Raw genomic sequence first — 21,104 nt, 5'->3', positions numbered from 1 at the left:
ATTCGAGGTGATCCGGTGACCGATCTGGTCCTGAACATCGCTCTCGTGTTCGTGTTCGTCCTCGTGGGCGGCGTCTTCGCGGCGACCGAAATGGCCCTAGTGACCCTCCGCGAGAGCCAGATCAACGCGATCGCCGCACGCGGCAAGAGGGGTGCGAAGGTCGCAGGCCTCGCCCGCAACCCGAACACCTTCCTCTCCGCTGTCCAGATCGGCGTCACGGTGGCGGGCTTCGCGTCCGCCGCGTACGGCGCCACCTCGATCGCCCCGTCGGTCGCGCCGCTCATCGAATCCCTCGGTGCGGACCCAGCACTCGCGCTCACGGTCGCAACGCTCGCGCTGACCCTGGTGATCGCCTACCTGTCGCTCGTGCTCGGCGAGCTCGTGCCCAAGCGACTGGCCATCCAGCGGAACGCGCAGTTCGCGTACGCCGTCGCGCCCGTCCTGGACGGGTTCGCGAAGGTCATGCGGCCTGTCATCTGGCTCCTCTCGGTGTCGACGAACGCCCTCGTTCGCCTCCTGGGTGGAGATCCCCACAAGAGCGGCGAGGAGATGACCGACGAGGAGGTCCGCGACATCGTCGCGAGCCACGAGGGGCTGCCGGAGGACGAGCGACGCATCCTCGAAGACGTCCTCTCCCTTCGAGGACGGCAGCTCAGCGAGGTGATGCGCCCTCGCCCCGAGGTGACCGCTCTCGACGACACGGCGACGATCGGCGACGCGATCGCCCAGGTGCGGGAGCTTCCGTTCTCGCGCTACCCGGTCGCCGACACCTCCATCGACGACATCATCGGCTTCGTGCACGTTCGCGACCTGTTCGAGGCGATTGCCGAGGGTCGGGATGCCGCGCTGTCCGACATAGTGCGCTCGATCCCGTATTTCCCCTCCACCGCCCGTGTCCTCCCGACTCTGACGAAGATGCGGGCGGATGGTCACCAGATCGCCGTCGTCGTCGACGAGTACGGCGGCACAGACGGCATCGTGACGCTGGAGGACCTCGTGGAAGAGGTGGTGGGCGAGATCTTCGACGAGTACGACACAGCGACCGCGCCGGATGCGGATCGCGAGCTCATCGAGGGCCGTCTGAACCTGCAGGACTTCTCTGAGGCGACGGGGATCGTCCTCCCCCGCGGTGCGTCCGACACCGTCGCAGGCCTCGTCACCGAGCGGCTCGGACGCCTCGCGGTCGTGGGCGACATTGTGGAGGTCGACGGCGCGACCATCGAGGTGACCGCCCTCGACCGCCGACGGATCGCCGAGGTCCGCGTCACCGCGCGCGAAGGCTCACCCGCTACTCAGTGACGATCACCTGTCACGCCGGATCGAGGTGGGAACCCCGCCGGCGTGCGCACTGGGGGTTGCGCTAGCCCAGAGGACGAGGCTCCCACACGCCCGACAGTAGGCCGCTCCCACGTGTCGCGCGATGGGGTGCCGGGATCCTCTTGCGACCCGCCCCCAGAGAGGCGCAAGAGGATCCCGTCCTGGAGACGCGATTCCTGTGCGACCAGCCCCGATTGAGTCCGCCGGAATCGGCCGACAGATCGCGAAGCGAGGACCATCGAAGAATCCTCGGCGCAGTCGGCACCCCAGGCGTAGAGGCGGGGGCCCGGCGACTACACCGTGGAATCATTGCATACGCATAGAGCCGCGCGATAGCCCTCACCTGAGCGCCAGCCGAGGTGTGTGGAGGTGCAGCTGTGGTGCCGGCTACAGGACTTGAACCTGCAACCCCCGTATTACAAGTACGGTGCGCTACCAATTGCGCCAAGCCGGCAGGTGCCCCAGTCTATCGGGGCCGACCGGGTCACTCCGCCGGCGCAGAGGGTGCCGGGGTGGAGGGTGCCGGGGCGGAGGGCGTCGGCGTGGGGGTCTGATCGGTGAAGAACGCGTCGCTGGCGCTGGTCAGCACGAACTGCGAGAACTCGGCGGCATCCTTCAGAGCGCCCATGTAGGGCTGCCCGTTGACGAGGATCATCGGGGTGCCGGTCAGCTGGAGGTTGTCAGTGTCCGGGATGCCGGCGATCGCACGTTCCGTCGCGTCCTTCGTCCACTCGATGTAGTCGCCGTCTTCGATGCACGACCGCAGGGTCTCGGGGTCCTTGGCGCCGACGGCCTGCGCAAGGTCGGCGAGCTCGACATCCGAGAACCCGTCGGTGTCCATCGCGGGCTGACGCGTGAGCAGCTCGGTGTTGTAGGCGAAGAAGACGCTCTCGTCGTGCGTCGCGACGCAGGCCGCAGCGGCAGCCGCGCGCAGGGAGTACTTCGTCCCGTTGGACTTCGCCGTCAGCATCGAGACCGGGTGGTAGCTGAGGGTCGCTGCGCCCTGATCCACCCAGGTCGTCAACTGGTCGACGTTGGCGAGCTGCCATTCGCGGGCGCCCGGGGACAGGTAGTCGACATAGACACGAATGTCCACCGGAGCGGTGGCGGATGCCGTGGGTGCCGGCGCCGCCTTGTCTGCCTCTGGCGTGGCTTCGACCGCGCTGTCGTCGATCGCCCCCTGCTCGGAGGCGACCCCGGTGACGTCGCTGACGGCGAAGCCGTCGGACGTGGCCGTTTCGGGCGTCAAGTCCCGCCCGCCCACCGTCGAGGTGACCGACCAGACGACGACGGCTGCGACGGCGGCCACCGCTCCGGTGGCGAGGACGCCGAGCGAGATGCGGCGCGCAAGACGTGCGCGCGACTGACGAACGTGGACGCGCTGCGCCTTCTCGCGCACCGCCTCGCGACGGTCGGTCGCGGATGACGAAGTGTCGCCGGAATCGGTGGACATGAAACCTCGGGAGATCTGTGGTGCGGCCGAGCGGCCCGGCGCCCGGGTGTGGCGCACGGTCCGATGTTAGCCAGACGCGCTGGAAAAAGGCTGACGAGGCCGCATCCCCTCGCCCGGCCCCGCCGTGCCATACTGAACACGCACCCGATGGCGGGTGTGCGGGGTGTCCCCCCGCTCGCTTCACAACGGATCGTCCGGCACGTACCTGCCGGTGAAGGAGAAGAAACGATGGCGTCCGTCACATTCGACAACGCAACCCGTCTGTACCCCGGTGGCACCCGCCCGGCGGTCGACAAGCTCAACCTCGAGGTCGCCGACGGCGAATTCCTCGTCCTGGTCGGACCCTCCGGTTGCGGTAAGTCCACCTCGCTCCGCATGCTCGCCGGCCTCGAAGAGGTCAACTCCGGCTCCATCCGCATCGGTGACCGTGACGTCACCGACGTGCCGCCGAAGGACCGCGACATCGCGATGGTGTTCCAGAACTACGCGCTGTACCCCCACATGACCGTCGCCGAGAACATGGGCTTCGCGCTCAAGATCGCCGGTGTCGGCAAGGAAGAGCGCGCCTCCCGCGTTCTCGAGGCCGCGAAGCTCCTCGACCTCGAGGAGTACCTGACCCGCAAGCCGAAGGCGCTGTCGGGTGGTCAGCGTCAGCGTGTCGCGATGGGCCGTGCAATCGTCCGTCAGCCCCAGGTCTTCCTCATGGACGAGCCGCTGTCGAACCTCGACGCCAAGCTCCGCGTCCAGACGCGCACCCAGATCGCGTCGCTCCAGCGCCGCCTCGGTGTCACCACGGTCTACGTCACCCACGACCAGACCGAGGCCCTCACCATGGGCGACCGCATCGCCGTGCTGAAGGACGGCCTCCTGCAGCAGGTCGGCACGCCCCGCGACCTCTACGAGAAGCCGAACAACGTGTTCGTCGCCGGCTTCATCGGCTCGCCCGCCATGAATCTGTTCCCGGCCGACCTGGCCGAGGGCGGCATCCGCTTCGGCACCGAGGTCGTCCCCCTCGACCGCGACACGGTCGGCCGCGCCAACGGCAGCCAGGTCACGGTGGGCGTCCGCCCCGAGGACATCGAGGTCGGCCCCGCAGACGGCAAGGGCCTCGCGGTCCAGGTCGACCTGGTCGAGGAGCTCGGCGCCGACGGTTACCTCTACGGCCACGTGGACATCAACGGCAAGCGCACCGACATCGTCGCGCGCGTCGACGGCCGCAGCCACCCGAACGCGGGCGAGACGGTCACCCTGGCCGCCAAGCCGGGCCACGTGCACGCGTTCGACATGGAGTCGGGCGAGCGCCTCAACGACAAGCCGGTCGTCTCGGCCTGATCGTCATCATCAGCAGGACCGCGGCGCGGGCAGGTCTCCGGACCTCCCGCGCCGCGGTGCGTGAGTCGGAGGTTCCTGCGTGGTCCATTCCCTGAGCATCACCGCAAGCAGCGTCGACGCCGGGCTGTTGGCCCTGCCGTGGTCGACGCCACTCGGCGAATGGCCGAGCGATGCGATCGTCTCGCTCCCCAAAGGGCTGTCCCGCCATCTGGTCCGCTTCGCCCACCTGTCGGGTCGCGTGGTCGCCGTCAAGGAGACGACTGCAGAGATGGCTCGCCGCGAGTACGAGATGCTCGGTTCGCTCGGGAGGCTCGACGTCCCCTGCGTGAGTCGTGTCGCCGTCATCGACGGCCGCCGCACCCCGAAAGGGGAACCGCTCCCTGCCGCGCTGGTGACGGCGCACCTGCGCTTCTCGCTCCCCTACCGCGCCCTGTTCACGCAGGTGCTCCGCCCCGACACCGCCACCCGCCTCGTCGACGCCCTCGCAGCGCTCCTGGTCCGCCTGCACAACGTCGGCTTCTTCTGGGGTGACGTCTCGCTGTCGAACACACTGTTCCGACGGGATGCCGGGGCGTTCGCGGCGTACCTCGTCGACGCCGAGACGGGCGAACTGCACGAGAGCGGCCTCACCCGCGGCCAGCGCGAGCACGATCTCGACGTCGCCCGCACGAACATCGCGGGCGAGATCATGGACCTCGAGGCCGGTGGCCGCCTCGAGGGCGGTGTCGACGCGGTGGCGATCGCCGACGGCATCATGTCGTCGTACCGCTCGCTCTGGAGCGCGCTCACCGAGACCGAGACGTTCGCGGCCAACGAGACCTGGCGCATCACCGAGCGCGTGCAGCGCCTGAACGGCCTCGGCTTCGACATCGGTGAGATGTCGATCGACGAGACGGCGGACGGCACGAAGGTCCTCATCCAGCCGAAGGTGGTGGATGCCGGCCACCACCAGCGTCGACTGCTCCGCCTCACCGGACTCGATGTCGAGGAGAACCAGGCGCGCCGCCTCCTCAACGACATGGACGAGTTCGCCGCACGCGTGTCACGCCTCGGCAGCGACGAGGAGATGGTCGCTCACGAGTGGCTGACCCGTGTGTTCGAGCCGGTCGTGAAGGCGATCCCGTGGGAGCTCCGGAGCAAACTCGAGCCCGCTGAGGTCTTCCACCAGGTGCTCGAGCACCGCTGGTACATGTCGCAGGCCCGTGGCCGTTCGATTCCCATCGCCGAGGTCCTGTCGTCGTACATCGACGAGGTCCTCCGTCACCGCCGTGACGAGGCGACGGTGATGGGGCCGCCGACGGAGACGACCGCCATCCCCGTCGTCACGTCGGAGGTGCCGGTGAGCGACGACGATGAGGACGAAGTCGACTGGCGCGACCTCGTCTGACGCCTGTCGTCAGTAGCCGACGGTGAAGCGCCGGCGCACGTGCGCGGGCGACTCGATCTCGTCGAGGACGGCGACGGCGAAGTCGGCGCCCGAGATGAAGGATTCGCCCTTCTCGTCGGTGACGATGACGTCGCCGCCGGTGCGGTACGAGCCGGTGCGCTCCCCCGGAGCCCAGGCGCCGAAGCCACCGGCGGGGTGGACGTAGAACCAGTCCCGTCCGCTGCGGTCGGCTTCCAGGTCCTCGAGGATGCCGATGGCCTCCTCGGCCTCCGGCTTGATCTCGTCGGGGAACCCGCTGTCGATGACGCGGGGACCCCCGGGGGCGACGAGGCTCCCCCCGGCGCCTCCGATGACGCCCACACGGACCGATAGCGGCAGCGCCGCGATGACGTCAGCCACGGCATCCCGCATCTTTCCGACCATGTCGCCGCGGGGCGAGGTGGCGAAGACGACGACATCGACTCCCTCGAGCTCTGCGGCGAGAGCCGGCGCCTCGAGGATCGACCCTTCGATGTACGTCGCACCCTCGATGCGTTCCGCCGGAACCTTGCGGGCGACCGAGACGACCGTGTGGCCGCGGCGGACGCCTTCCGTGACGATGTGGCTGCCGGTGTATCCGGTGCCGCCGATGACAGCGATGCGGGTCATGAGGGTTCCTCTCCCTAGGGGTGGGTCCAGTCTGGTCCTGCAGTCTGTGCGGTGCCTATCAGCGCGAGGTGCGGTCGATCACTCCATCGAGGCGCGGAGGGTCGAGACCTGGTAGAGCGCGACGGATGCCGCGATCCCGGCGTTGAGCGATTCGGTCGCTGCATTGATCGGGATCGAGACGATCTGATCGCACGTCTCGGTCACGAGGCGCGACAGTCCCTTACCCTCGGACCCGACCACGATGACGACCGGGCGGTCGGCGAGCTCGAGGGCGGGCAGGGAGACGTCGCCACCGCCGTCGAGGCCGAGGATGAAGACGCCCTGCTTCTTGAACTCCTTGAGCGTCGACGTCAGGTTCGGTGCGATTGCGACGGGGATGCGTGCGGCCGCGCCGGCGCTCGTCTTCCAGGCGGCGGAGTTGACGCCCGCCGAGCGGCGCTGCGGGATGATGATGGCCTGACCGCCGAACGCAGCGGTCGAGCGGATGATGGCGCCGAGGTTGCGCGGGTCGGTGACACCGTCGAGCGCGACGAACAGCGGCAGAGCGCCGCGGTCGATGACCTTCTCGAGCAGGTCCTGCGGATGCGCGTACTCGTACGGCGGCACCTTCAGCGCGACGCCCTGGTGGACGCCGTCGAAGCCCGCCATGCGGTCGAGCTCCTGGCGGGTGACCTCGAGCACGGGGATGTTCCGGTTCGTCGCGAGAGAGAGCATCTCCTTGACGCGGTCGTCCATCTCGACGCGCTGCGCGATGTAGAACGCCGTGGCGGGGATCTTTGCGCGGAGCGCCTCGAGCACGCTGTTGCGGCCGGTCACGGTCTCGGTGTCGTCACCGGACTTCGCCTTCGGGGCGCGCCCGCCGGTCGTCTGGCGCAGCTGCGGCTTGCCACCGGCGGCGACGAAGCGCTCCTTGGCGGCCTTGCGCTTGCCGGCGGGGTGCCAGGCGCGGTCCTCGGCCTTGGGGGTCGGGCCGCGTCCTTCGAGCGAGCGCTTGTTCTTGCCGCCGGTGCCCTTCGTGGGGCCCTTCTTGCCGCGGCCTGCGGACGGGTTACCTGGCTTAGCCATTGTTCAGACTCCAATGGGTCCCTTCGGGACCGTCTTCGAGGACGATGCCGGCCGCCGCGATTGCGTCGCGGATGCGGTCGGCTGCCGTCCAGTCTTTGTCCGCGCGGGCATCCGCGCGCTGATCGATCATGGTGGTGACGAGGCGGTGGAGCGCCGTGGCCATCGAGTTCGCCCTCGATGCACCCCACTTCTCGTCTAGCGGGTTGATGTCCACAAGCGACGTCATCGCGCTCACCTGTCGGAGCGCGGTGTCGGCTGCGGCGCTGTCGCTTGCATCCAGAGCCGCATTGCCCGCGCGCACTGTCTCGTGCAGGACAGCAAGTGCCTGCGGAACGCCCAGGTCGTCGTCCATCGCCGCAGTGAAATCCTCTGGCAGATCGGCACCGGCGAACCATCCGTAGGACTCGCCCGAAGCCCGGATCGCGCGCTGCAGGAACGAGCGGATGCGGCCGAGGGCGGCATCCGCCTCGGTGAACGTCGACTCGCCGATGTCGAGGTTCGACCGGTAGTGGGCCGAAATGAGTGCATAGCGGACCACGAGCGGGTCGGTGCGACGCAGGAGGTCGGCGGCGAGGAGGAAGTTGCCGAGCGACTTCGACATCTTCTGGTCGCCGACGGTGACGAGGCCGTTGTGCACCCAGTACCGCGCGAAACCGTCGCCCGCCGCGGTGGACTGCGCAAGCTCGTTCTCGTGGTGCGGGAAGCGGAGGTCGATCCCGCCGCCGTGAATGTCAAACTCGGGGCCGAGGTAGCGCCGGCTCATGGCGGAGCACTCGATGTGCCAGCCCGGGCGACCCGGACCCCACGGCGAATCCCACACGGCATCGGCGGGCTCACCCTCCTTCGCCCCCTTCCACAGGGCGAAGTCGCGCGGGTCGCGCTTGCCGCGCGGGTCGGCGTCGGCGGCAGACTCCATCGCATCGACGGACTGGCGGGTGAGCGCGCCATAGGACGGCCACGAGCGCACGTCGAAGTACACATCGCCGGCAGCCGCATACGCGTGCCCCGCCTCGATGAGGCGCTCGATCAGCTCTTGCATCTGCGGGATGGATGCCGTCGCGCGCGGCTCGTACGTCGGGGGCAGGATGCCGACCGCGGCATACGCCTGCGAGAACTCGAGCTCCATGCGGTAGGCCAGAGCCCACCACGGCTCCTCGGCCGTCGCGTTCGCGAGCACCTTGTCATCGATGTCGGTGACGTTGCGGACGAACGTCACCCGTCCGAAGCGATGCGCGAGCCACCGGCGGAGGATGTCGAAGCTCAGCGCGGCCCGGACATGGCCGATGTGCGGGCCGGATTGGACGGTCGGCCCGCAGACGTACATGGTGACGTTCTCCGGGTCGGCGGGCGCGAAATCGCGCAGCGCCTGCGCCTGGGAGTCGTAAAGCCTAACCGTCACCGGTCCATGCTACCGGCGGGCGGCATCAGCGCCCGCGCGGAGACGATAGAAAGGAGAGGTGCTGCCCGTGTTCGCTGTCCTCGCCGCCGCCCTCCTGTTCGGTACGACCGGGACCGCTCGTGCGCTCGGCCCCGCGGAGGCATCGACGTTGTCGGTCGGCGTGGCCCGCATGGTCGTCGGCGGAACCGGACTGGCGCTGCTCGCATTCACGCTCGCCGGTCGGCACCGCCGACGCGCGCCGGACCGCCCGCGCCCGGCGCTGTCGTGGCGGCCGCTCGCACTGATGGCGACGACGGGCGTCGCGATCAGCCTGTACCAGCCGCTCTTCTTCCTGGGCACGCAGACGAACGGGGTGGCCGTGAGCACGGTGATCGCCCTCGGCTCGGCACCGGTCCTCGCCGGCATCCTGGAATGGGTCGTCTCGCGTCGGGTGCCGTCCCTCCTCTGGATCGGGGCGACCGCCCTCGCCGCGGCCGGGGTCGTCCTGCTCGGATTCGGAGGCGGCTCCGGCACCGGTGGCGTCGACGCTGTCGGACTCGCCGCCGCCGTCGGCGCCGGAGCGTGCTTCGCCGTCATCGCGAACGCGCAGCGTCGGCTGCTCGACGGCGGCTGGGATCCGTTCACGGTCGTCGGGGCGATGGGCGTCGGGTCCGCGGTGATCTGCGCGGCGGCGATCCCGTTCGTGGATCTCACCTGGGCGACGACGCCGGCGGGGCTCACCATGGCGCTCTGGCTCGGTCTCGCGACGATCTCCCTGGCCTACGTGCTCTTCACCTGGGGCCTCCAGGGCCTGACCGCAGCGACGGCGGCGACTCTCACCCTCGGCGAACCCCTCACCGCCACCGTTCTCGGCGTCAGCGCCCTGGGCGAGACCCTATCCCCCCTCGCCGTGATCGGACTCTGCGTCCTGGCTAGCGGGCTCGTCACGCTCGCGTGGGGCTCGCGACGTCCCCGCGATCCGCGCCCCTTCGCCGTGGAGGCCTGAGATGACCGCAGACGATCTGGACATCCGCATCGATGACCTCACGAGCGCAGCCAGCATCGCGCTCGTGCAGCGGCACCTCGCCGGCATGCACGACCTCAGCCCCGCGGAGAGCGTTCACGCGCTCGACGTCTCGGCCCTCCGGCATCCGTCGATCACCGTCTGGTCCGCGTGGCGGCACGGCGAACTCGCCGGGATCGGCGCGCTCGCACGGCTCGACTCCACCCAGGGCGAACTGAAGTCGATGCGGGTCACCGAGACGCACCTCGGCACCGGAGTGGGCCGCACGATCCTCCGCCACATCCTGGCCGCTGCGCGGGCGGAAGGCCTGTCCCGAGTGTCGCTCGAGACGGGCTCGGATGCCGGTTTCCTGGCCGCGCGCACCCTGTACGCGAGCGAGGGGTTCACCGAGTGCGAGCCGTTCGGCGACTACGCGCCCGATCCCGCCTCGACCTTCATGACCCGCGCCGTCTGAGCTCGCTGGTCAGGCGGGGATCACGACGGCGACCGCGAAGGCCGCCACGCCGTCACCGGTGCCCGTGAAGCCGAGCCCGTCGGTCGTCGTCGCCGAGACCGACACCGGCGCACCCAGCGCCTCCGAGAGGACGCGTTCAGCCTCGACCCGTCGCGCTGCGAAGCGAGGACGGTTCGCCTGCACCTGAACGCTGACGTTGCCGATCACCCAGCCGGCCTCTGCGGCGAGCGTGCGGGTCCGCGCGAGGAAGGCATCTGCGTGCGCACCGGCGTACTCGGGCTGGTCGGTGCCGAAATGCGTGCCGATGTCGCCGAGGCCCGCGGCTGCGAGGACCGCGTCCACGATCGCGTGGGCGACGGCATCCCCATCGGAGTGTCCCTTCAAGCCGGGCTGCCCCGGCCACTCCAGACCGGCGAGCCACAGCGTGTCGTCGCCGCCGAAGGCGTGGACGTCGGTGCCCATCCCGACCCGCGGGATCACCGTGGCGGCCGGAGCAGGCGCGACGAGCGCGCGCGCCCGGTCGAGATCGGCGGATGTCGTGATCTTGAACGCCCGCTCATCCCCCGGGACGGTCCGCACGACCGTGCCCGCAGCCTGCAGAAGGGCGGCGTCGTCGGTGTGGTCGGCCGCGGCATCCCGATAAGCGTCTTCGAGAACAGCTCGTCGGAACCCCTGCGGGGTCTGGGCGGCAGCGAGCACCGAGCGGTCGACGGGCTCGACGACGGCGTCCGCGTCGACGCGCTTGAGCGTATCGACGACCGGAAGCACGGGGATCACCGCGTCGGAGCCCTGCGACACCGCATCGATCACGCGCGCGAAGACCTCGGGCGGCGTGAGGGCGCGAGCCGCGTCGTGGACCAGCACGATCTCGACGTCCGCCCAGACCGCGGCGAGTCCCGCGGCGACGGAGGCCTGCCGCGTGGCACCGCCCGCCACCACCGAGACCAGGTCGCGGCGACTGCCGGCGGCTTCGAAGGCCTCGGTCTCGGCGTCTCCGACGCGGTCGCTCGGGGCGACCACGACGACCTGCGCCTCGGGTGCCTCGAACACGGACCGGAGCGCGTGGCGGAGGATCGTGCGCGCGTCGATGCCTACGAACGCCTTGGGTTCGGCAGCGCCGAGCCGTGTCCCCGATCCGGCCGCGACGACGATGACGGCGACACGCGGGACGGCGATGATGCTCATGCCACCGAGCGTACCGAGCCGTCGGCCGCGGGGCTGCGACGGAGGAGCAGGACCGCGAGGCCGAGGAGGATCGCGCCGACCACCGCGATCGGGAGGTCGAGGAACCACTCCATGACCGCGAACGGCGGCAGGAAGGCGCACACCCACGCGATCGCCACGACGGCAGCCGGCGGCGTTCTCCCCAGCGTTCCGAGGGCTTCCCACTTCGCGATGACGAGCGACAGCGCGAGGAGCATCCCGAGCACCACGACGAACATGATCGGCCGTGACCACCACCACGCGGGCGACGCCGGCGTGGGTGCGGCCCCCGGGATCAGCAGGCTGACGCCGGTGAGCGCGAGGAGGACCGGGAGGTGCCACAGGTAGATCGTCATGAGCCGGGACCCGAGGACGAACACGACACCCTGCATGACCCGCAACGCCATGAGCCGCGCAAGCACCGGCTTGAGCAGCCGCAGGAGGCAGGCCTGCGCAATCCCGAGGAGAACGAGCGGCACTGTCGGCGGGTTGAGGTTGCCGAGCATGCTCAGCGAATACGGTCCGACAGCGGTGAGCGGCCACAGCAGGAGGTAGCAGGCCGCCGCGATCCCGATGAGGACGAGCGGATGCCGCCGATCGAACCATCCGTCGGCGTACCAGAACCCGAACTGCTGAACGAGAGGCCAGACGAAGAGCAGGTTGAGCAACCCGATCTCCTGGATCCCGATCGAGAACCGCGCGATGTCGACCAGGACGACACCCATCGCGAGCAGGGCGAGCGTCAGCACGGGTCGACGAGCGTGGCACGAAGCGAGGAACGGCACGGCGGCCTGGCAAAGCAGGTACGCCGCGAGGAACCACAGCGGCGATCCGGCGCCGACGGCGGCATCCGACACCAGTTGCTCGGGAAGTCCGGCCGCTGTCGCAACGCCCAAGACCACCGCGAAGAAGATGAACAGCGGCAGGGCGGGCTGCGCGAGTCGGAGCGTGCGGGTGCGGACGAAGCCCGCGGCATCCCCGCCCTTCGCGGTCCAGGACCGCCACCCGGTCGCGGCGGCGAACCCGCCGACGACGAAGAAGAGCGGCATGATCTGACCGACCCAGGTGGCCGCGTTGAACCACGGCTGCGCCTCGGCGGGGCGCGACGCCACGAGGGCGCCGTCGGCGCCCGGTCCGATCCCCACTTGCACGAGGTGGACCACGATGACGAAGAGAACGCAGACGACCCGTGCGAGGTCGAGGGTGAGATCTCGGCGCGAAAGGTCGACGGCGGTCGTGGCGGCGCGGGTGGTCACGGGCTCATCATGCCGTGATCGCAGCGCATCCTCGTCCTACCGCGCCTGCGCAACGAAGAACGGCCGGCTGATGAGCCGGCCGTTCTGTCGACGTCTCAGGAGGCGAGGACCTCGTCGAGGACGGTCGAAGCCTTCTCCTCGTCGGCCTTGAGGGCCAGGGCGATCTCGGAGATGAGGATCTGCCGCGCCTTCGCGAGCATTCGCTTCTCCCCCGCGGACAGGCCGCGGTCCTGATCGCGACGCCACAGGTCTCGAACGACCTCGCTGACCTTGATCACATCACCCGAAGCGAGCTTCTCGAGGTTCGCCTTGTAGCGGCGCGACCAGTTGGTCGGTTCCTCGGTGAAGGGAGCCCGCAGGACGTCGAAGACCTTCTCGAGCCCGTCCTTGCCGATCACGTCTCGGACGCCGACAAGGTCGACGTTGTCAGCAGGAACCTCGATGATGAGGTCTCCCTGGGTGACGTTGAGCTTCAGGTATTTCTTCGTCTCGCCCTTGATGACGCGATCCTTGACCTCGATGATGGTCGCAGCGCCATGGTGCGGGTAAACGACGGTTTCGCCAACCTCAAAAAGCATGCAGTTGTGTCCTTTCGGCAACCTCCAGAATACCACAGGGGACATACGCTAGAGTTCGCCACCCTCCCCGCCCCGACCCGGACGCCGTGACCCCATAGGATGAGAGGGTCGCCGTTCGTGTCATCTGGAGGATCCGTGAAATCGCGTCTCATCGCGTCCCTGGCCCTGGGCGCCGCTGTCGTTCTGGGCACCACCGGCTGCAACATGCTGGCCCCGCAGGCGACCACGATCCAGTACTCGGCGTCGGACGGCATCAACGTCCCGGACTCCGGCCCCCTGAAGGTGCGCAACGCCCTCATCATCGCCAACGAAGACGGCACCCTCGGCAACCTCGTCGCCGCGGTCGTGAACAGCACGGATGACGACCTGTCGCTCAACGTGTCGGTCGACGGGCAGCCGCAGACCCTCCAGGTGTCCGCCAACACCACGGTTTCCCTCGGTGTCGACTCCGCGCCGATGCTCTTCGACAACGTGGGCAAGCCCGGCGCAACCGTGGCGGTCTCGTTCCAGTCCGGCGAGGGCGAGGGCGTCCGTGTCGACGTCCCGATCCTCGACGGGACTCTCCCCTACTACACGCAGTTCGTCCCGACCCCGGCTGCCACGGCGACGCCGGTCGGCTGACGTCGCACCCGGACTCACGACAAAGGCCCCCACCCGCGAGGTGGGGGCCTTTGTCATCTTCGGCGGTCAGGCCTCGAAACGGTAGCCGAGGCCTCGCACGGTGAGCAGCATGACCGGATCGCTCGGGCTCTTCTCGATTCGGGAGCGGATGCGCTTGATGTGGACGTCGAGCGTCTTCGTGTCACCGAAGTAGTCGCTCCCCCACACCCGGTCGATGAGCTGACCGCGCGTGAGGACTCGACCGGCGTTGCGCATGAGCAATTCGAGGAGCTCGAACTCCTTGAGCGGCATGGAGATCTCCTTGCCGTCCACGGAGACGGTGTGACGGTCGATGTCGAGGGTCACGCGCCCCCCTTCGATGACGCGCTCGTCGACGCCGAGCTCATCGCTCTCGCTGCGTCGGAGGACCGCCCGCATGCGAGCCAGCAGCTCTCGAGACGAGTACGGCTTGGTGATGTAGTCGTCTGCGCCGAGTTCGAGCCCGACCACGATGTCGACTTCGCTGTCCTTCGCGGTGAGCATGATGATCGGGACCTTCGACGTCGACCGGATCACGCGGCACACCTCGGTTCCCGGCATCCCGGGCAACATGAGATCGAGGAGGACGATGTCAGCGCCCCGCGAGGTGAATGCGTCGAGGGCGAGGCCGCCGTCTTCGGCGATCTCCACCTCGAACCCCTCCCGGCGAAGGAGGTAGGCCAACGGGTCGGCGAGGTCGGGTTCGTCTTCGACGATCAGGACTCGAGTCATGGTGTGTTCCTTCTGGAGGGCGCCTTCGCGCCGGTCTTCTTGGGTTTCTTCTGCTTGCGGGGAACAGCGAGGTCGGAGGCGACGAGGGGCAATCGGATGGTGAACGTCGATCCTCTGCCGGGACGCGACCACAGTTCGACGGAGCCACCGTGGCGCTGCACGGCGTGCTTCACGATGGCGAGCCCGAGCCCGGTGCCCCCGGTGCGGCGGGAGCGTGCCTGATCGGCGCGGTAGAACCGCTCGAAGACCCGCTGCTGATCGTCCTCGGGGATTCCGATCCCGTGATCGGCCACGGCGATCTCCACCGCACCGCCCGCCTCGCGGACGCCCACGCCCACCTGCGCTCCGGCGGGCGAGTACGCGATTGCGTTCGCCAGAAGGTTGCTCACGGCTTCGGTGAGGATCTGCGGGTCCCCCCGGACGAAGAGCCCCTTCTCGCCGCCGCGGGCGACCGTGATTTCCGCGGACTCCGCGGCGATGGCCTGCGAGTCGATGGCGGATCGGATGACCTCGTCGACGGACACGTCACGCATCTCGGCGATCTCATCCGCGGACTGCAGGCGCGAGAGGTTCATGATGCGTGAGGTGAGCTGTCCGAGGCGCGCCGCCTCGGCGCTCAGCCGGCGCACGAAGTGGCGTACCTGATCGGGGTCGTCGGCGGCGGACTCGATGGCCTCGGCGAGGAGGGTGACGGCTCCGACCGGGGTCTTCAGCTCGTGGGACGTATTCGAGACGAAGTCGCGGCGCATCTGCTCGACGCGCTCGCGCTCGGTGATGTCGCGGATCACGATGAGAGTCAGCCGCGGAGTGATGACGCTCGCCCGGGCGGCGACCACGCGCGGTTCCACGCCCCGCTTCAGGGTCATGCTCTCGGTCGCCGGCACGCCGGTCTGCCGGGCGTTGCGCACGAGGAGGCGCAGGCGGTCGGAGTCGAGGCTGTCGTTGACCGTGAGCGAGAAGACCTCCGCCGTCGCCGAGGCGGCGAGGATGAGCATCGACGGGTCGACCACGACGGCGGCGTCGTCCATTCCCTGAAGGACGGATGCGGTGCCCTCGGGAAGGTCCGTCGACGTCACCAGTCGGGTGCGCTCCCGCGCCTGCACGGCGTAGACCACGAGTCCGACGGCACCTGCGCCGACGAGGAGCCCCACGACGAGCGCCAGCAGCTCGAGCTGCGTCGAATCCATGCCCCCAGCGTAAGGTGGTCGCACCCCCGCAATCGGACGGATATCGGCCGGTGCGCCGAGGACCGCCGACTGTTCACCGTGTCGGCACCGACCGTTAACCTGAGCGCGGGAGGATCGCCGAGGCTCTGCGCGACAGTTCGCGCCCCTCACCCGCCCGCACGAAGAGAAGGTGCTCCATGCGCGAAGTTTTCCACCAGTCCCTCGAGGACGTGCAGACCCGTCTCGTCGAGATCTCCGACCTCGTCACCGTCGCGATCGAGCGGGCCACCCGCGCGTTCGCGACGAGCGATGTCGCCCTCGCCGAGGATGTCATCGACAACGACAAGGTCATCGATGAGAAGGCCATCGAGCTCGATGAGCTCGCCATCGAGATCCTCGCCCGCCAGCAGCCGGTCGCCCGCGACCTGCGCATCGTCGTCGCCGCGCTGCGCGTCAGTGCGTCGCTCGAGCGCATGGGCGACATCGCCGAGCACATCGCTCAGCTGACCCGTATGCGATTCCCGGAACGTGCCGTTCCCAAGGGCCTGAAGAACACGTTCACCAAGATGGGCGAAATCGACACCGAGGTCGCGCGCACGCTCGCCGACCTGCTCCGTACCGAGGACCTCTCGCTCGTGAGCCGTCTGCACGAACTCGACGACGAACTCGACGCGCTGCACCTCGCCGTGTTCGAGAAGGTCCTCAGCGACAACTGGCAGGGCGAGGCATCCGCCACGGTCGACGCCACGCTCGCTTCGCGCTACCACGAGCGTTTCGGCGACCACGCCCTCTCGGTCGCGAAGAAGGTCTCGTACCTGGCGACCGGCACCTGGTCCGCCGACACCGAGGGTGTCGACGCCGAGGTCTGACCTGACTTCGGGGGCGCCCGGACGACGAAGAGCGGATGCCCGTCGGCATCCGCTCTTCGTGTTCCCGGTGTGTGCCGGTTACTTCTTGCCCTGCGACGCGACGGCGGCAGCGCCCGCGGCGGCGGCGTCGGGATCGAGGTATTCGCCCGGTCCGAGGGGGACCAGGTTCTCGTCGAGGCGGTAGACCAGCGGGATGCCGGTGGGGATGTTCAGTTCGGCGATGTCGTCGTCGCTGATGCCGTCGAGGTGCTTCACGAGCGCGCGGAGCGAGTTGCCGTGGGCGGTGACCATGACGGTCTTGCCGGTCTTCAGATCGGGCACGATCTCGGCATCCCAGTAGGGCAGCAGACGGTCGATGACGATCTTCAGGGACTCCGTGCGGGGCACGTCGCCGTCGATGTCGGCGTAGCGGACGTCACCGACCTGCGTGTACGGGTCGCTGTCCGAGATGTCCGGCGGCGGCACGTCGAACGAGCGACGCCACAGCATGAACTGCTCCTCGCCGAACTCGTCGAGGGTCTGCGCCTTGTCCTTGCCCTGGAGCGCACCGTAGTGGCGCTCGTTCAGACGCCAGGAGCGCTTGACCGGCACCCAGAGGCGGTCGGCCGCATCGAGGGCGATGTTCGCGGTCTGGATGGCACGGGACAGCAGCGACGTGTGCAGGATTTCGGGGAGCAGCCCGGCCTCCTTCAGCAGCTCGCCGCCGCGCTGGGCCTCCGCCTTGCCCTGGTCGGTGAGACGGACATCCACCCAGCCGGTGAACTGGTTGGACTTGTTCCACTCGCTCTGACCGTGCCGAAGGAGGATCAACGTGTAGGGGGCTGTCATGGTCGCAATCCTACCGGCGCGGTCGATGGGATCATGGGGTCATGACGCGTTCCGATCCGGTCGTGGGGCAGGTGACCCGGGGGACGACGAACACCAACCGGCTCCGCCGTGTGGACCGGTGGATCGCGCGGCATCCGATCCTCCGACGGACGGCCGACCCGCTCGTGGTCGACCTCGGCTACGGTGCGAGCGGCGTCACGGCGTTCGAGCTCGAAGCGCGGCTTCGGCGGGCACGTCCCGACGTCGAGGTCCTGGGCCTCGAGATCGAACCGGCGCGCGTGGCTCGTGCCCGCATGCAGCTCGAACAGGTGCGCGAAGGCTCTGGGTCCTTCGCCCCGGACGCACGGGTGTCGTTCGCGCGGGGCGGATTCGAGGTGCCGGTGCCCGGCGACCGCCGACCCGCCGTGATCCGCGCGTTCAACGTGCTGCGGCAGTACGACGAGCAGGACGTCCCCGCCGCATGGGAGCGGATGGCCTCCCGGCTCCGCCCCGACGGCATGCTCGTCGAGGGGACCTGCGACGAGCTCGGGCGGGTGTCGACGTGGATCGAGGTGGGTCCGGATGCCGCGCCCCGCAGCCTCACGATCTCGTTGCGGCTCGCGGAGCTCGACTCCCCCGCGATCGCCGCGGAACGCCTGCCGAAGGCCCTCATCCACCGGAACGTCGACGGCGAACGCGTGCATGACGTCATCGATGCCCTCGATCGGGAGTGGACGCGCGCCGTCGCGGCGTCGTCCTTCGGGCCCGTGCAGCGGTGGCGGGCGACACTCGAGGCACTCGTCGCTGCGGGGTGGCCGGTCGGCTCACGCTCGCGCTGGCGGCTGGGCGAGTTCACGGTCCCGTGGAATGCCGTCGCGCCGAAGTGACCGGCAGGAGGGACGTCAGACGCGTGGCAGCATCGCGCGGGCGTCTTCGGGGCTCAGTCCCGTGGCGCACAGGAGGTCCGTCGCGAGCGGACGGAGCGCCGTGATGAGCGTCTGGTCGCCCAGCGAGCCGTCGGGGACAAGGGCCACCGGGTCGAGCCGCGCGGCGACCGCCGTCAGCACCTCGCGCGCCGCCGGCTCGTAGGAGATGTCGGTGAGCGAGGCCTCGACGAGGTCCGCACCTCGGACGAGCTCGGTGAGGAGGTCTGCGGCCACATCGCGCTCCCGTCCGTCGTCGACGAGGTAGACGGCGCGGCGGGCGACGACGCGGAGGTTTCGGACGGCGAGGTCCATGCTGACCCGCATCCGGTCGTACCGGGCGAGCTCGAACCGCTGACGGCGGAGGAACGGCGAAATGCGGGCGATCGCGACGCCGGATTCGACGGAGGTCCGCCAGTCGTCGACGAGGCTCTGCAGGCCGCGAGCCTTCTCGAGGCCGCGCTCTGCGCGCACGCGACTCCCGCGCCGCAGACCCTGCGCGACGGTGCCGGCGGCGCCCTGGAACGCGGCGAACAGCCGCCCGGCATCGCGCATCGCGGTGCGGAGAGGGCTGCGCGGGATGAGGGCGGTCACCAGCAGCGCCATCGCGCCGCCGATCAGGGCGTCGAGGAGGCGGAGGAAGGGCACCTGCGCCGGCACCACGACCACGATGATCGACTGGATCGCCGCCGCGATCGCGAATCCCGCCTGCGGGGACAAGAAGCGCGCGATCGACAGGCTGACGGCGAGGGTGAGAGCGAGCTGCCACCAGCCGCTGCCTGCCGCCACCACGACGAGTTCGGCGACGAAGACGCCCAGCGTCATCCCGATCACCGTCTCGAGGACGCGCCACGGCCGCGCGTCACGGACCAGTCCCAGGCTCGAGATCGTCACGGTGGCCGCGATCAGCGGGGCGGGATGACCCAGTCCGTAGTGGGCGATCGAGAAGGCGGCGCTGGCGGCGACGACGAGCTGCAGGATCGCGATCGCGGAGCCCCGCAGGCGCGCCCAACCCTCGCGCGGATACCGCCGGGCGGTGGGCACCGGCGCCGTGGCCGTCGGTTCGCCCGTCATCGTCAGCGGCGCTGGGAGAGCCGCGGCATCCGCGGGATGGATGCCGCGCGCCCCGCATCCGGCGGCACGACGACCTCTTGCGCGGCGGCGACCTCGCCGTCGGCGACCTCGACCGTCAGAGCAGCGTCGACGGGCACTGACCGCTTCATGATGGCGAGCGCGATGGGGCCCTCCTCGTGATGGCGGGCGACCGAGGTGATCGCGCCGACGTCGGCGCCGTCGAGCCGGACGGCCGCGCCCGGAGCGGGCAGCTCGGCATCCGACCCGTCGAGCTGGAGGGAGACCAGGCGCCGGGGCGGGTGTCCGAGATTGTGGACCTTGGCGACCGTCTCCTGCCCGCGATAGCAGCCCTTGTCGAGGTGGACGGCCGTGCGAAGCCAATCGACCTCGTGCGGCAGGGTGCGGCCGTCGGCCTCGGCACTCGCGCGGGGGCGCCATGCGGCGACCCGGAGGGCATCCACGGCGAGGTAACCGGCGAGGCGGGCCTCACCGCGCGCAGCGGCACCCGCGAGGTCGTCGAGCGTGGAGCGTGCCACGACAGCCTCGGCCCAATCCCGATCAGCACCGGGATGCGGCTCGGTCGCCGCGTATCCCCATCCGCCGATTCCGACGTGGGGCCACGGGTCGCGCCAGACGACCGCAGCGCCGAGGGCACCGACCGCGTCGGACGTTCCTCCGACGACGGCGAACTGCGCGGACACATCCTGCGGATCGACGCGGAGGCGGAACCGCATACGCGTCAGCCAGGTGAGGAGGCCGGCGGCCCGGTCGCCGTCGACGATGAGCCACGTGCGCTCTCCGTCGTCGACGACGGATGCCGCGTGCTCGACGTGCCCCTGCGGGTCGAGGACGAGCAGTTCGGTGCCCACTCCGGGTGCGAGGGAGGTCAGCGCCTGGGAGGTGATCGAGTCCAGCCACGAGAGACGGTCCTCGCCCGCGACGGTGAGGACGGCTCGATCGGCGAGGGGCGCGACCGCCGACCCTGCGGCGAGCTCTCGCTGTTCGCGGACCGGGTTGCCGAGATGCGAGAGCCCTCGCTCATCCATGACCGCGCCGGGGACAGCGGCGAACGCTTCCATGCTCACTGAACCTTCACCAACCGTGCGGACGCGTGCGACGAGAGCGCGGACCCCAGCGCCGCGACATCCCATGCCCAGAGCAGCTGGCCGTCGACGAGCCCATACATCCGGGTCGCGGAGGCGTACTCCTTCGCCCCGGCCGGACGGACGATGGCGTCGGTCGCGATGTCGATGCGGGGGCCGCGGACCTGCCCGAGGTAAAGCTCGCTGATCCCGTCGGAGTGGACGAGGGCGGCCTCGATCTCGAATCCGCCCTCCGCGGTGCGGAGCTCTTCGACGTCGTGAACGGTGCGCGGCTCCGTGCGGGGCGCGAGGGCCGGCAAAAGTGCGGGGCCGGCATCCGCGTCGGTCGCGGGACGTGACAACCGCCAGTAGCCCGTCTCGGCGACGAGGTCGTTGCGGGTGCCGTCGGCATCCGTGAACCAGGCGGTCGCGGAGTAGTTGAGGGCGTTCCCGCCGTCGTGGCTGAAGCTCACGCGGTGCGAGAACTCACCGGACATCGTCCGGCCCTGCGCGTCGTATTCGAGGACGCCGGTGCCTTCCCAGAGACCCAGCAGCCAGGAGAGCGGGACCAGATCAGCCGGAAGGTCTGTCGGCAGATCGATCACGGTCTCAGCGCTGACCGCGGTAGAGGTTCCAGACGACGACGCCGGACACGAACGCGATCGCGAGCGATGCGAGGCCGAGCAGCCCGACGAAGAAGAGTTCGAGTGCGACGAG

Annotated in this window: 21 protein-coding genes and 1 tRNA gene; 8 read left to right on the top strand and 14 right to left on the bottom strand. The window is 69.6% G+C overall.

The genetic code is table 11. The annotated features are described in order from the left end of the window. The first annotated feature begins 15 nt into the window (after window positions 1-15). The gene (locus ABQ271_RS04720) at window positions 16-1,299 is read left to right on the top strand and encodes a hemolysin family protein (RefSeq protein ID WP_349310364.1); all 1,284 of its coding nucleotides are present in this window, start codon (window positions 16-18) and stop codon (window positions 1,297-1,299) included. 396 nt (window positions 1,300-1,695) lie between these two features. Here the strand turns inward: ABQ271_RS04720 and ABQ271_RS04715 are convergent. Both ABQ271_RS04715 and ABQ271_RS04710 read right to left on the bottom strand, forming a co-directional pair. Then, a tRNA-Thr gene (locus ABQ271_RS04715) sits at window positions 1,696-1,771 on the bottom strand. Between the two features lie 30 nt (window positions 1,772-1,801). Then, window positions 1,802-2,770, bottom strand: coding sequence for a thioredoxin domain-containing protein (locus tag ABQ271_RS04710; protein ID WP_349310363.1), 969 nt, complete (start codon window positions 2,768-2,770; stop codon window positions 1,802-1,804). A gap of 228 nt (window positions 2,771-2,998) precedes the next feature. Here ABQ271_RS04710 and ugpC point away from each other — a divergent pair, with 228 nt between their 5' ends. Next, window positions 2,999-4,102 carry a sn-glycerol-3-phosphate ABC transporter ATP-binding protein UgpC gene (ugpC, locus tag ABQ271_RS04705; protein WP_349310362.1) on the top strand — a complete coding sequence of 368 codons (1,104 nt, stop codon included), beginning with the start codon at window positions 2,999-3,001 and terminating at the stop codon, window positions 4,100-4,102. A gap of 79 nt (window positions 4,103-4,181) precedes the next feature. Beyond that, window positions 4,182-5,489 carry a DUF4032 domain-containing protein gene (locus tag ABQ271_RS04700; RefSeq protein ID WP_349310361.1) on the top strand — a complete coding sequence of 436 codons (1,308 nt, stop codon included), beginning with the start codon at window positions 4,182-4,184 and terminating at the stop codon, window positions 5,487-5,489. Window positions 5,490-5,498: 9 nt separating this feature from the next. Here the strand turns inward: ABQ271_RS04700 and ABQ271_RS04695 are convergent, their stop codons facing one another. The 3 genes from ABQ271_RS04695 to cysS form a co-directional block, all read right to left on the bottom strand. Then, the gene (locus ABQ271_RS04695) at window positions 5,499-6,137 is read right to left on the bottom strand and encodes an NAD(P)H-binding protein (RefSeq protein ID WP_349310360.1); all 639 of its coding nucleotides are present in this window, start codon (window positions 6,135-6,137) and stop codon (window positions 5,499-5,501) included. Between the two features lie 78 nt (window positions 6,138-6,215). Beyond that, window positions 6,216-7,202: a 23S rRNA (guanosine(2251)-2'-O)-methyltransferase RlmB gene (gene rlmB / locus ABQ271_RS04690; RefSeq protein WP_349310359.1), complete on the bottom strand. Its 987-nt coding sequence runs from the start codon at window positions 7,200-7,202 to the stop codon at window positions 6,216-6,218. After that, window positions 7,195-8,601, bottom strand: coding sequence for a cysteine--tRNA ligase (cysS, locus tag ABQ271_RS04685; protein WP_349310358.1), 1,407 nt, complete (start codon window positions 8,599-8,601; stop codon window positions 7,195-7,197). Before cysS ends, rlmB begins: the two co-directional genes overlap by 8 nt. A 58-nt stretch (window positions 8,602-8,659) precedes the next feature. Between cysS and ABQ271_RS04680 the strand changes: the two genes are divergently transcribed. Further along, on the top strand, window positions 8,660-9,586 hold the full coding sequence (locus ABQ271_RS04680) for a DMT family transporter (RefSeq protein ID WP_349310357.1): 927 nt from the start codon (window positions 8,660-8,662) through the stop codon (window positions 9,584-9,586). Window position 9,587: 1 nt separating this feature from the next. Next, the gene (locus ABQ271_RS04675) at window positions 9,588-10,058 is read left to right on the top strand and encodes a GNAT family N-acetyltransferase (RefSeq protein WP_349310356.1); all 471 of its coding nucleotides are present in this window, start codon (window positions 9,588-9,590) and stop codon (window positions 10,056-10,058) included. A gap of 9 nt (window positions 10,059-10,067) precedes the next feature. Here ABQ271_RS04675 and ispD read toward each other — a convergent pair whose 3' ends face one another. The 3 genes from ispD to ABQ271_RS04660 all read right to left on the bottom strand — a co-directional run bounded on the left by ispD (window position 10,068) and on the right by ABQ271_RS04660 (window position 13,095). Further along, window positions 10,068-11,243 (bottom strand): 2-C-methyl-D-erythritol 4-phosphate cytidylyltransferase, encoded by a 1,176-nt coding sequence (ispD, locus tag ABQ271_RS04670; protein WP_349310355.1) that lies wholly within the window; start codon window positions 11,241-11,243, stop codon window positions 10,068-10,070. Then, window positions 11,240-12,517, bottom strand: coding sequence for an acyltransferase (locus tag ABQ271_RS04665; RefSeq protein WP_349310354.1), 1,278 nt, complete (start codon window positions 12,515-12,517; stop codon window positions 11,240-11,242). The genes ispD and ABQ271_RS04665 overlap by 4 nt, the downstream gene beginning before the upstream one ends. A 95-nt stretch (window positions 12,518-12,612) precedes the next feature. Continuing rightward, window positions 12,613-13,095 carry a CarD family transcriptional regulator gene (locus ABQ271_RS04660; RefSeq protein ID WP_065571227.1) on the bottom strand — a complete coding sequence of 161 codons (483 nt, stop codon included), beginning with the start codon at window positions 13,093-13,095 and terminating at the stop codon, window positions 12,613-12,615. Window positions 13,096-13,230: 135 nt separating this feature from the next. Here ABQ271_RS04660 and ABQ271_RS04655 point away from each other — a divergent pair, with 135 nt between their 5' ends. Next, the gene (locus ABQ271_RS04655) at window positions 13,231-13,716 is read left to right on the top strand and encodes a DNA modification methylase (RefSeq protein WP_349310353.1); all 486 of its coding nucleotides are present in this window, start codon (window positions 13,231-13,233) and stop codon (window positions 13,714-13,716) included. A gap of 66 nt (window positions 13,717-13,782) precedes the next feature. On the opposite strand, the gene ABQ271_RS04650 is transcribed toward ABQ271_RS04655, so the two are convergent. Beyond that, window positions 13,783-14,466, bottom strand: a complete 684-nt coding sequence (locus ABQ271_RS04650; protein ID WP_349310352.1) for a response regulator transcription factor — start codon at window positions 14,464-14,466, stop codon at window positions 13,783-13,785. After that, a complete protein-coding gene (locus tag ABQ271_RS04645) occupies window positions 14,463-15,653 on the bottom strand; it encodes an ATP-binding protein (RefSeq protein ID WP_349310351.1) in 1,191 nt (396 codons plus the stop codon). Before ABQ271_RS04645 ends, ABQ271_RS04650 begins: the two co-directional genes overlap by 4 nt. 176 nt (window positions 15,654-15,829) lie before the next feature. On the opposite strand from ABQ271_RS04645, the gene phoU reads away from it, so the two are divergent. Further along, on the top strand, window positions 15,830-16,501 hold the full coding sequence (gene phoU / locus ABQ271_RS04640) for a phosphate signaling complex protein PhoU (RefSeq protein WP_349310350.1): 672 nt from the start codon (window positions 15,830-15,832) through the stop codon (window positions 16,499-16,501). A 78-nt stretch (window positions 16,502-16,579) separates the two neighbouring features. Here the strand turns inward: phoU and ABQ271_RS04635 are convergent, their stop codons facing one another. Beyond that, window positions 16,580-17,329: a phosphoglyceromutase gene (locus tag ABQ271_RS04635; protein WP_349310349.1), complete on the bottom strand. Its 750-nt coding sequence runs from the start codon at window positions 17,327-17,329 to the stop codon at window positions 16,580-16,582. A gap of 41 nt (window positions 17,330-17,370) precedes the next feature. On the opposite strand from ABQ271_RS04635, the gene ABQ271_RS04630 reads away from it, so the two are divergent. Then, window positions 17,371-18,195 (top strand): class I SAM-dependent methyltransferase, encoded by an 825-nt coding sequence (locus ABQ271_RS04630; RefSeq protein ID WP_349310348.1) that lies wholly within the window; start codon window positions 17,371-17,373, stop codon window positions 18,193-18,195. A gap of 15 nt (window positions 18,196-18,210) precedes the next feature. Here the strand turns inward: ABQ271_RS04630 and ABQ271_RS04625 are convergent, their stop codons facing one another. Genes ABQ271_RS04625 through ABQ271_RS04615 form a run of 3 tightly spaced genes read right to left on the bottom strand, consistent with a single transcriptional unit; the run spans window position 18,211 to window position 20,992 of the window. After that, on the bottom strand, window positions 18,211-19,305 hold the full coding sequence (locus tag ABQ271_RS04625) for an FUSC family protein (protein WP_349310347.1): 1,095 nt from the start codon (window positions 19,303-19,305) through the stop codon (window positions 18,211-18,213). 2 nt (window positions 19,306-19,307) lie between these two features. Further along, window positions 19,308-20,384, bottom strand: coding sequence for a glycine cleavage T C-terminal barrel domain-containing protein (locus ABQ271_RS04620; protein ID WP_349310346.1), 1,077 nt, complete (start codon window positions 20,382-20,384; stop codon window positions 19,308-19,310). A 2-nt stretch (window positions 20,385-20,386) separates the two neighbouring features. Then, window positions 20,387-20,992 carry an FABP family protein gene (locus ABQ271_RS04615; protein ID WP_349310345.1) on the bottom strand — a complete coding sequence of 202 codons (606 nt, stop codon included), beginning with the start codon at window positions 20,990-20,992 and terminating at the stop codon, window positions 20,387-20,389. Window positions 20,993-21,104 lie beyond the last annotated feature (112 nt).

Source organism: Microbacterium sp. MM2322 (assembly GCF_964186585.1).
In the GTDB taxonomy this organism is placed as follows: domain Bacteria; phylum Actinomycetota; class Actinomycetes; order Actinomycetales; family Microbacteriaceae; genus Microbacterium.
This window is presented reverse-complemented; position numbering and strand designations above follow the sequence as displayed.

Excerpts from the sequence above, each read along its gene's own strand:
- ABQ271_RS04710 (WP_349310363.1), bottom strand. The coding sequence starts at position 2,770 with ATGTCCACCGATTCCGGCGACACTTCGTCATCCGCGACCGACCGTCGC.
- phoU (WP_349310350.1), top strand. The coding sequence starts at position 15,830 with ATGCGCGAAGTTTTCCACCAGTCCCTCGAGGACGTGCAGACCCGTCTC.
- ABQ271_RS04675 (WP_349310356.1), top strand. The coding sequence starts at position 9,588 with ATGACCGCAGACGATCTGGACATCCGCATCGATGACCTCACGAGCGCA.
- ABQ271_RS04695 (WP_349310360.1), bottom strand. The coding sequence starts at position 6,137 with ATGACCCGCATCGCTGTCATCGGCGGCACCGGATACACCGGCAGCCAC.
- ugpC (WP_349310362.1), top strand. The coding sequence starts at position 2,999 with ATGGCGTCCGTCACATTCGACAACGCAACCCGTCTGTACCCCGGTGGC.
- ABQ271_RS04635 (WP_349310349.1), bottom strand. The coding sequence starts at position 17,329 with ATGACAGCCCCCTACACGTTGATCCTCCTTCGGCACGGTCAGAGCGAG.
- ispD (WP_349310355.1), bottom strand. The coding sequence starts at position 11,243 with ATGAGCATCATCGCCGTCCCGCGTGTCGCCGTCATCGTCGTCGCGGCC.
- ABQ271_RS04625 (WP_349310347.1), bottom strand. The coding sequence starts at position 19,305 with ATGACGGGCGAACCGACGGCCACGGCGCCGGTGCCCACCGCCCGGCGG.
- ABQ271_RS04660 (WP_065571227.1), bottom strand. The coding sequence starts at position 13,095 with ATGCTTTTTGAGGTTGGCGAAACCGTCGTTTACCCGCACCATGGCGCT.
- rlmB (WP_349310359.1), bottom strand. The coding sequence starts at position 7,202 with ATGGCTAAGCCAGGTAACCCGTCCGCAGGCCGCGGCAAGAAGGGCCCC.
- ABQ271_RS04650 (WP_349310352.1), bottom strand. The coding sequence starts at position 14,466 with ATGACTCGAGTCCTGATCGTCGAAGACGAACCCGACCTCGCCGACCCG.
- ABQ271_RS04630 (WP_349310348.1), top strand. The coding sequence starts at position 17,371 with ATGACGCGTTCCGATCCGGTCGTGGGGCAGGTGACCCGGGGGACGACG.
- ABQ271_RS04620 (WP_349310346.1), bottom strand. The coding sequence starts at position 20,384 with ATGGAAGCGTTCGCCGCTGTCCCCGGCGCGGTCATGGATGAGCGAGGG.
- ABQ271_RS04645 (WP_349310351.1), bottom strand. The coding sequence starts at position 15,653 with ATGGATTCGACGCAGCTCGAGCTGCTGGCGCTCGTCGTGGGGCTCCTC.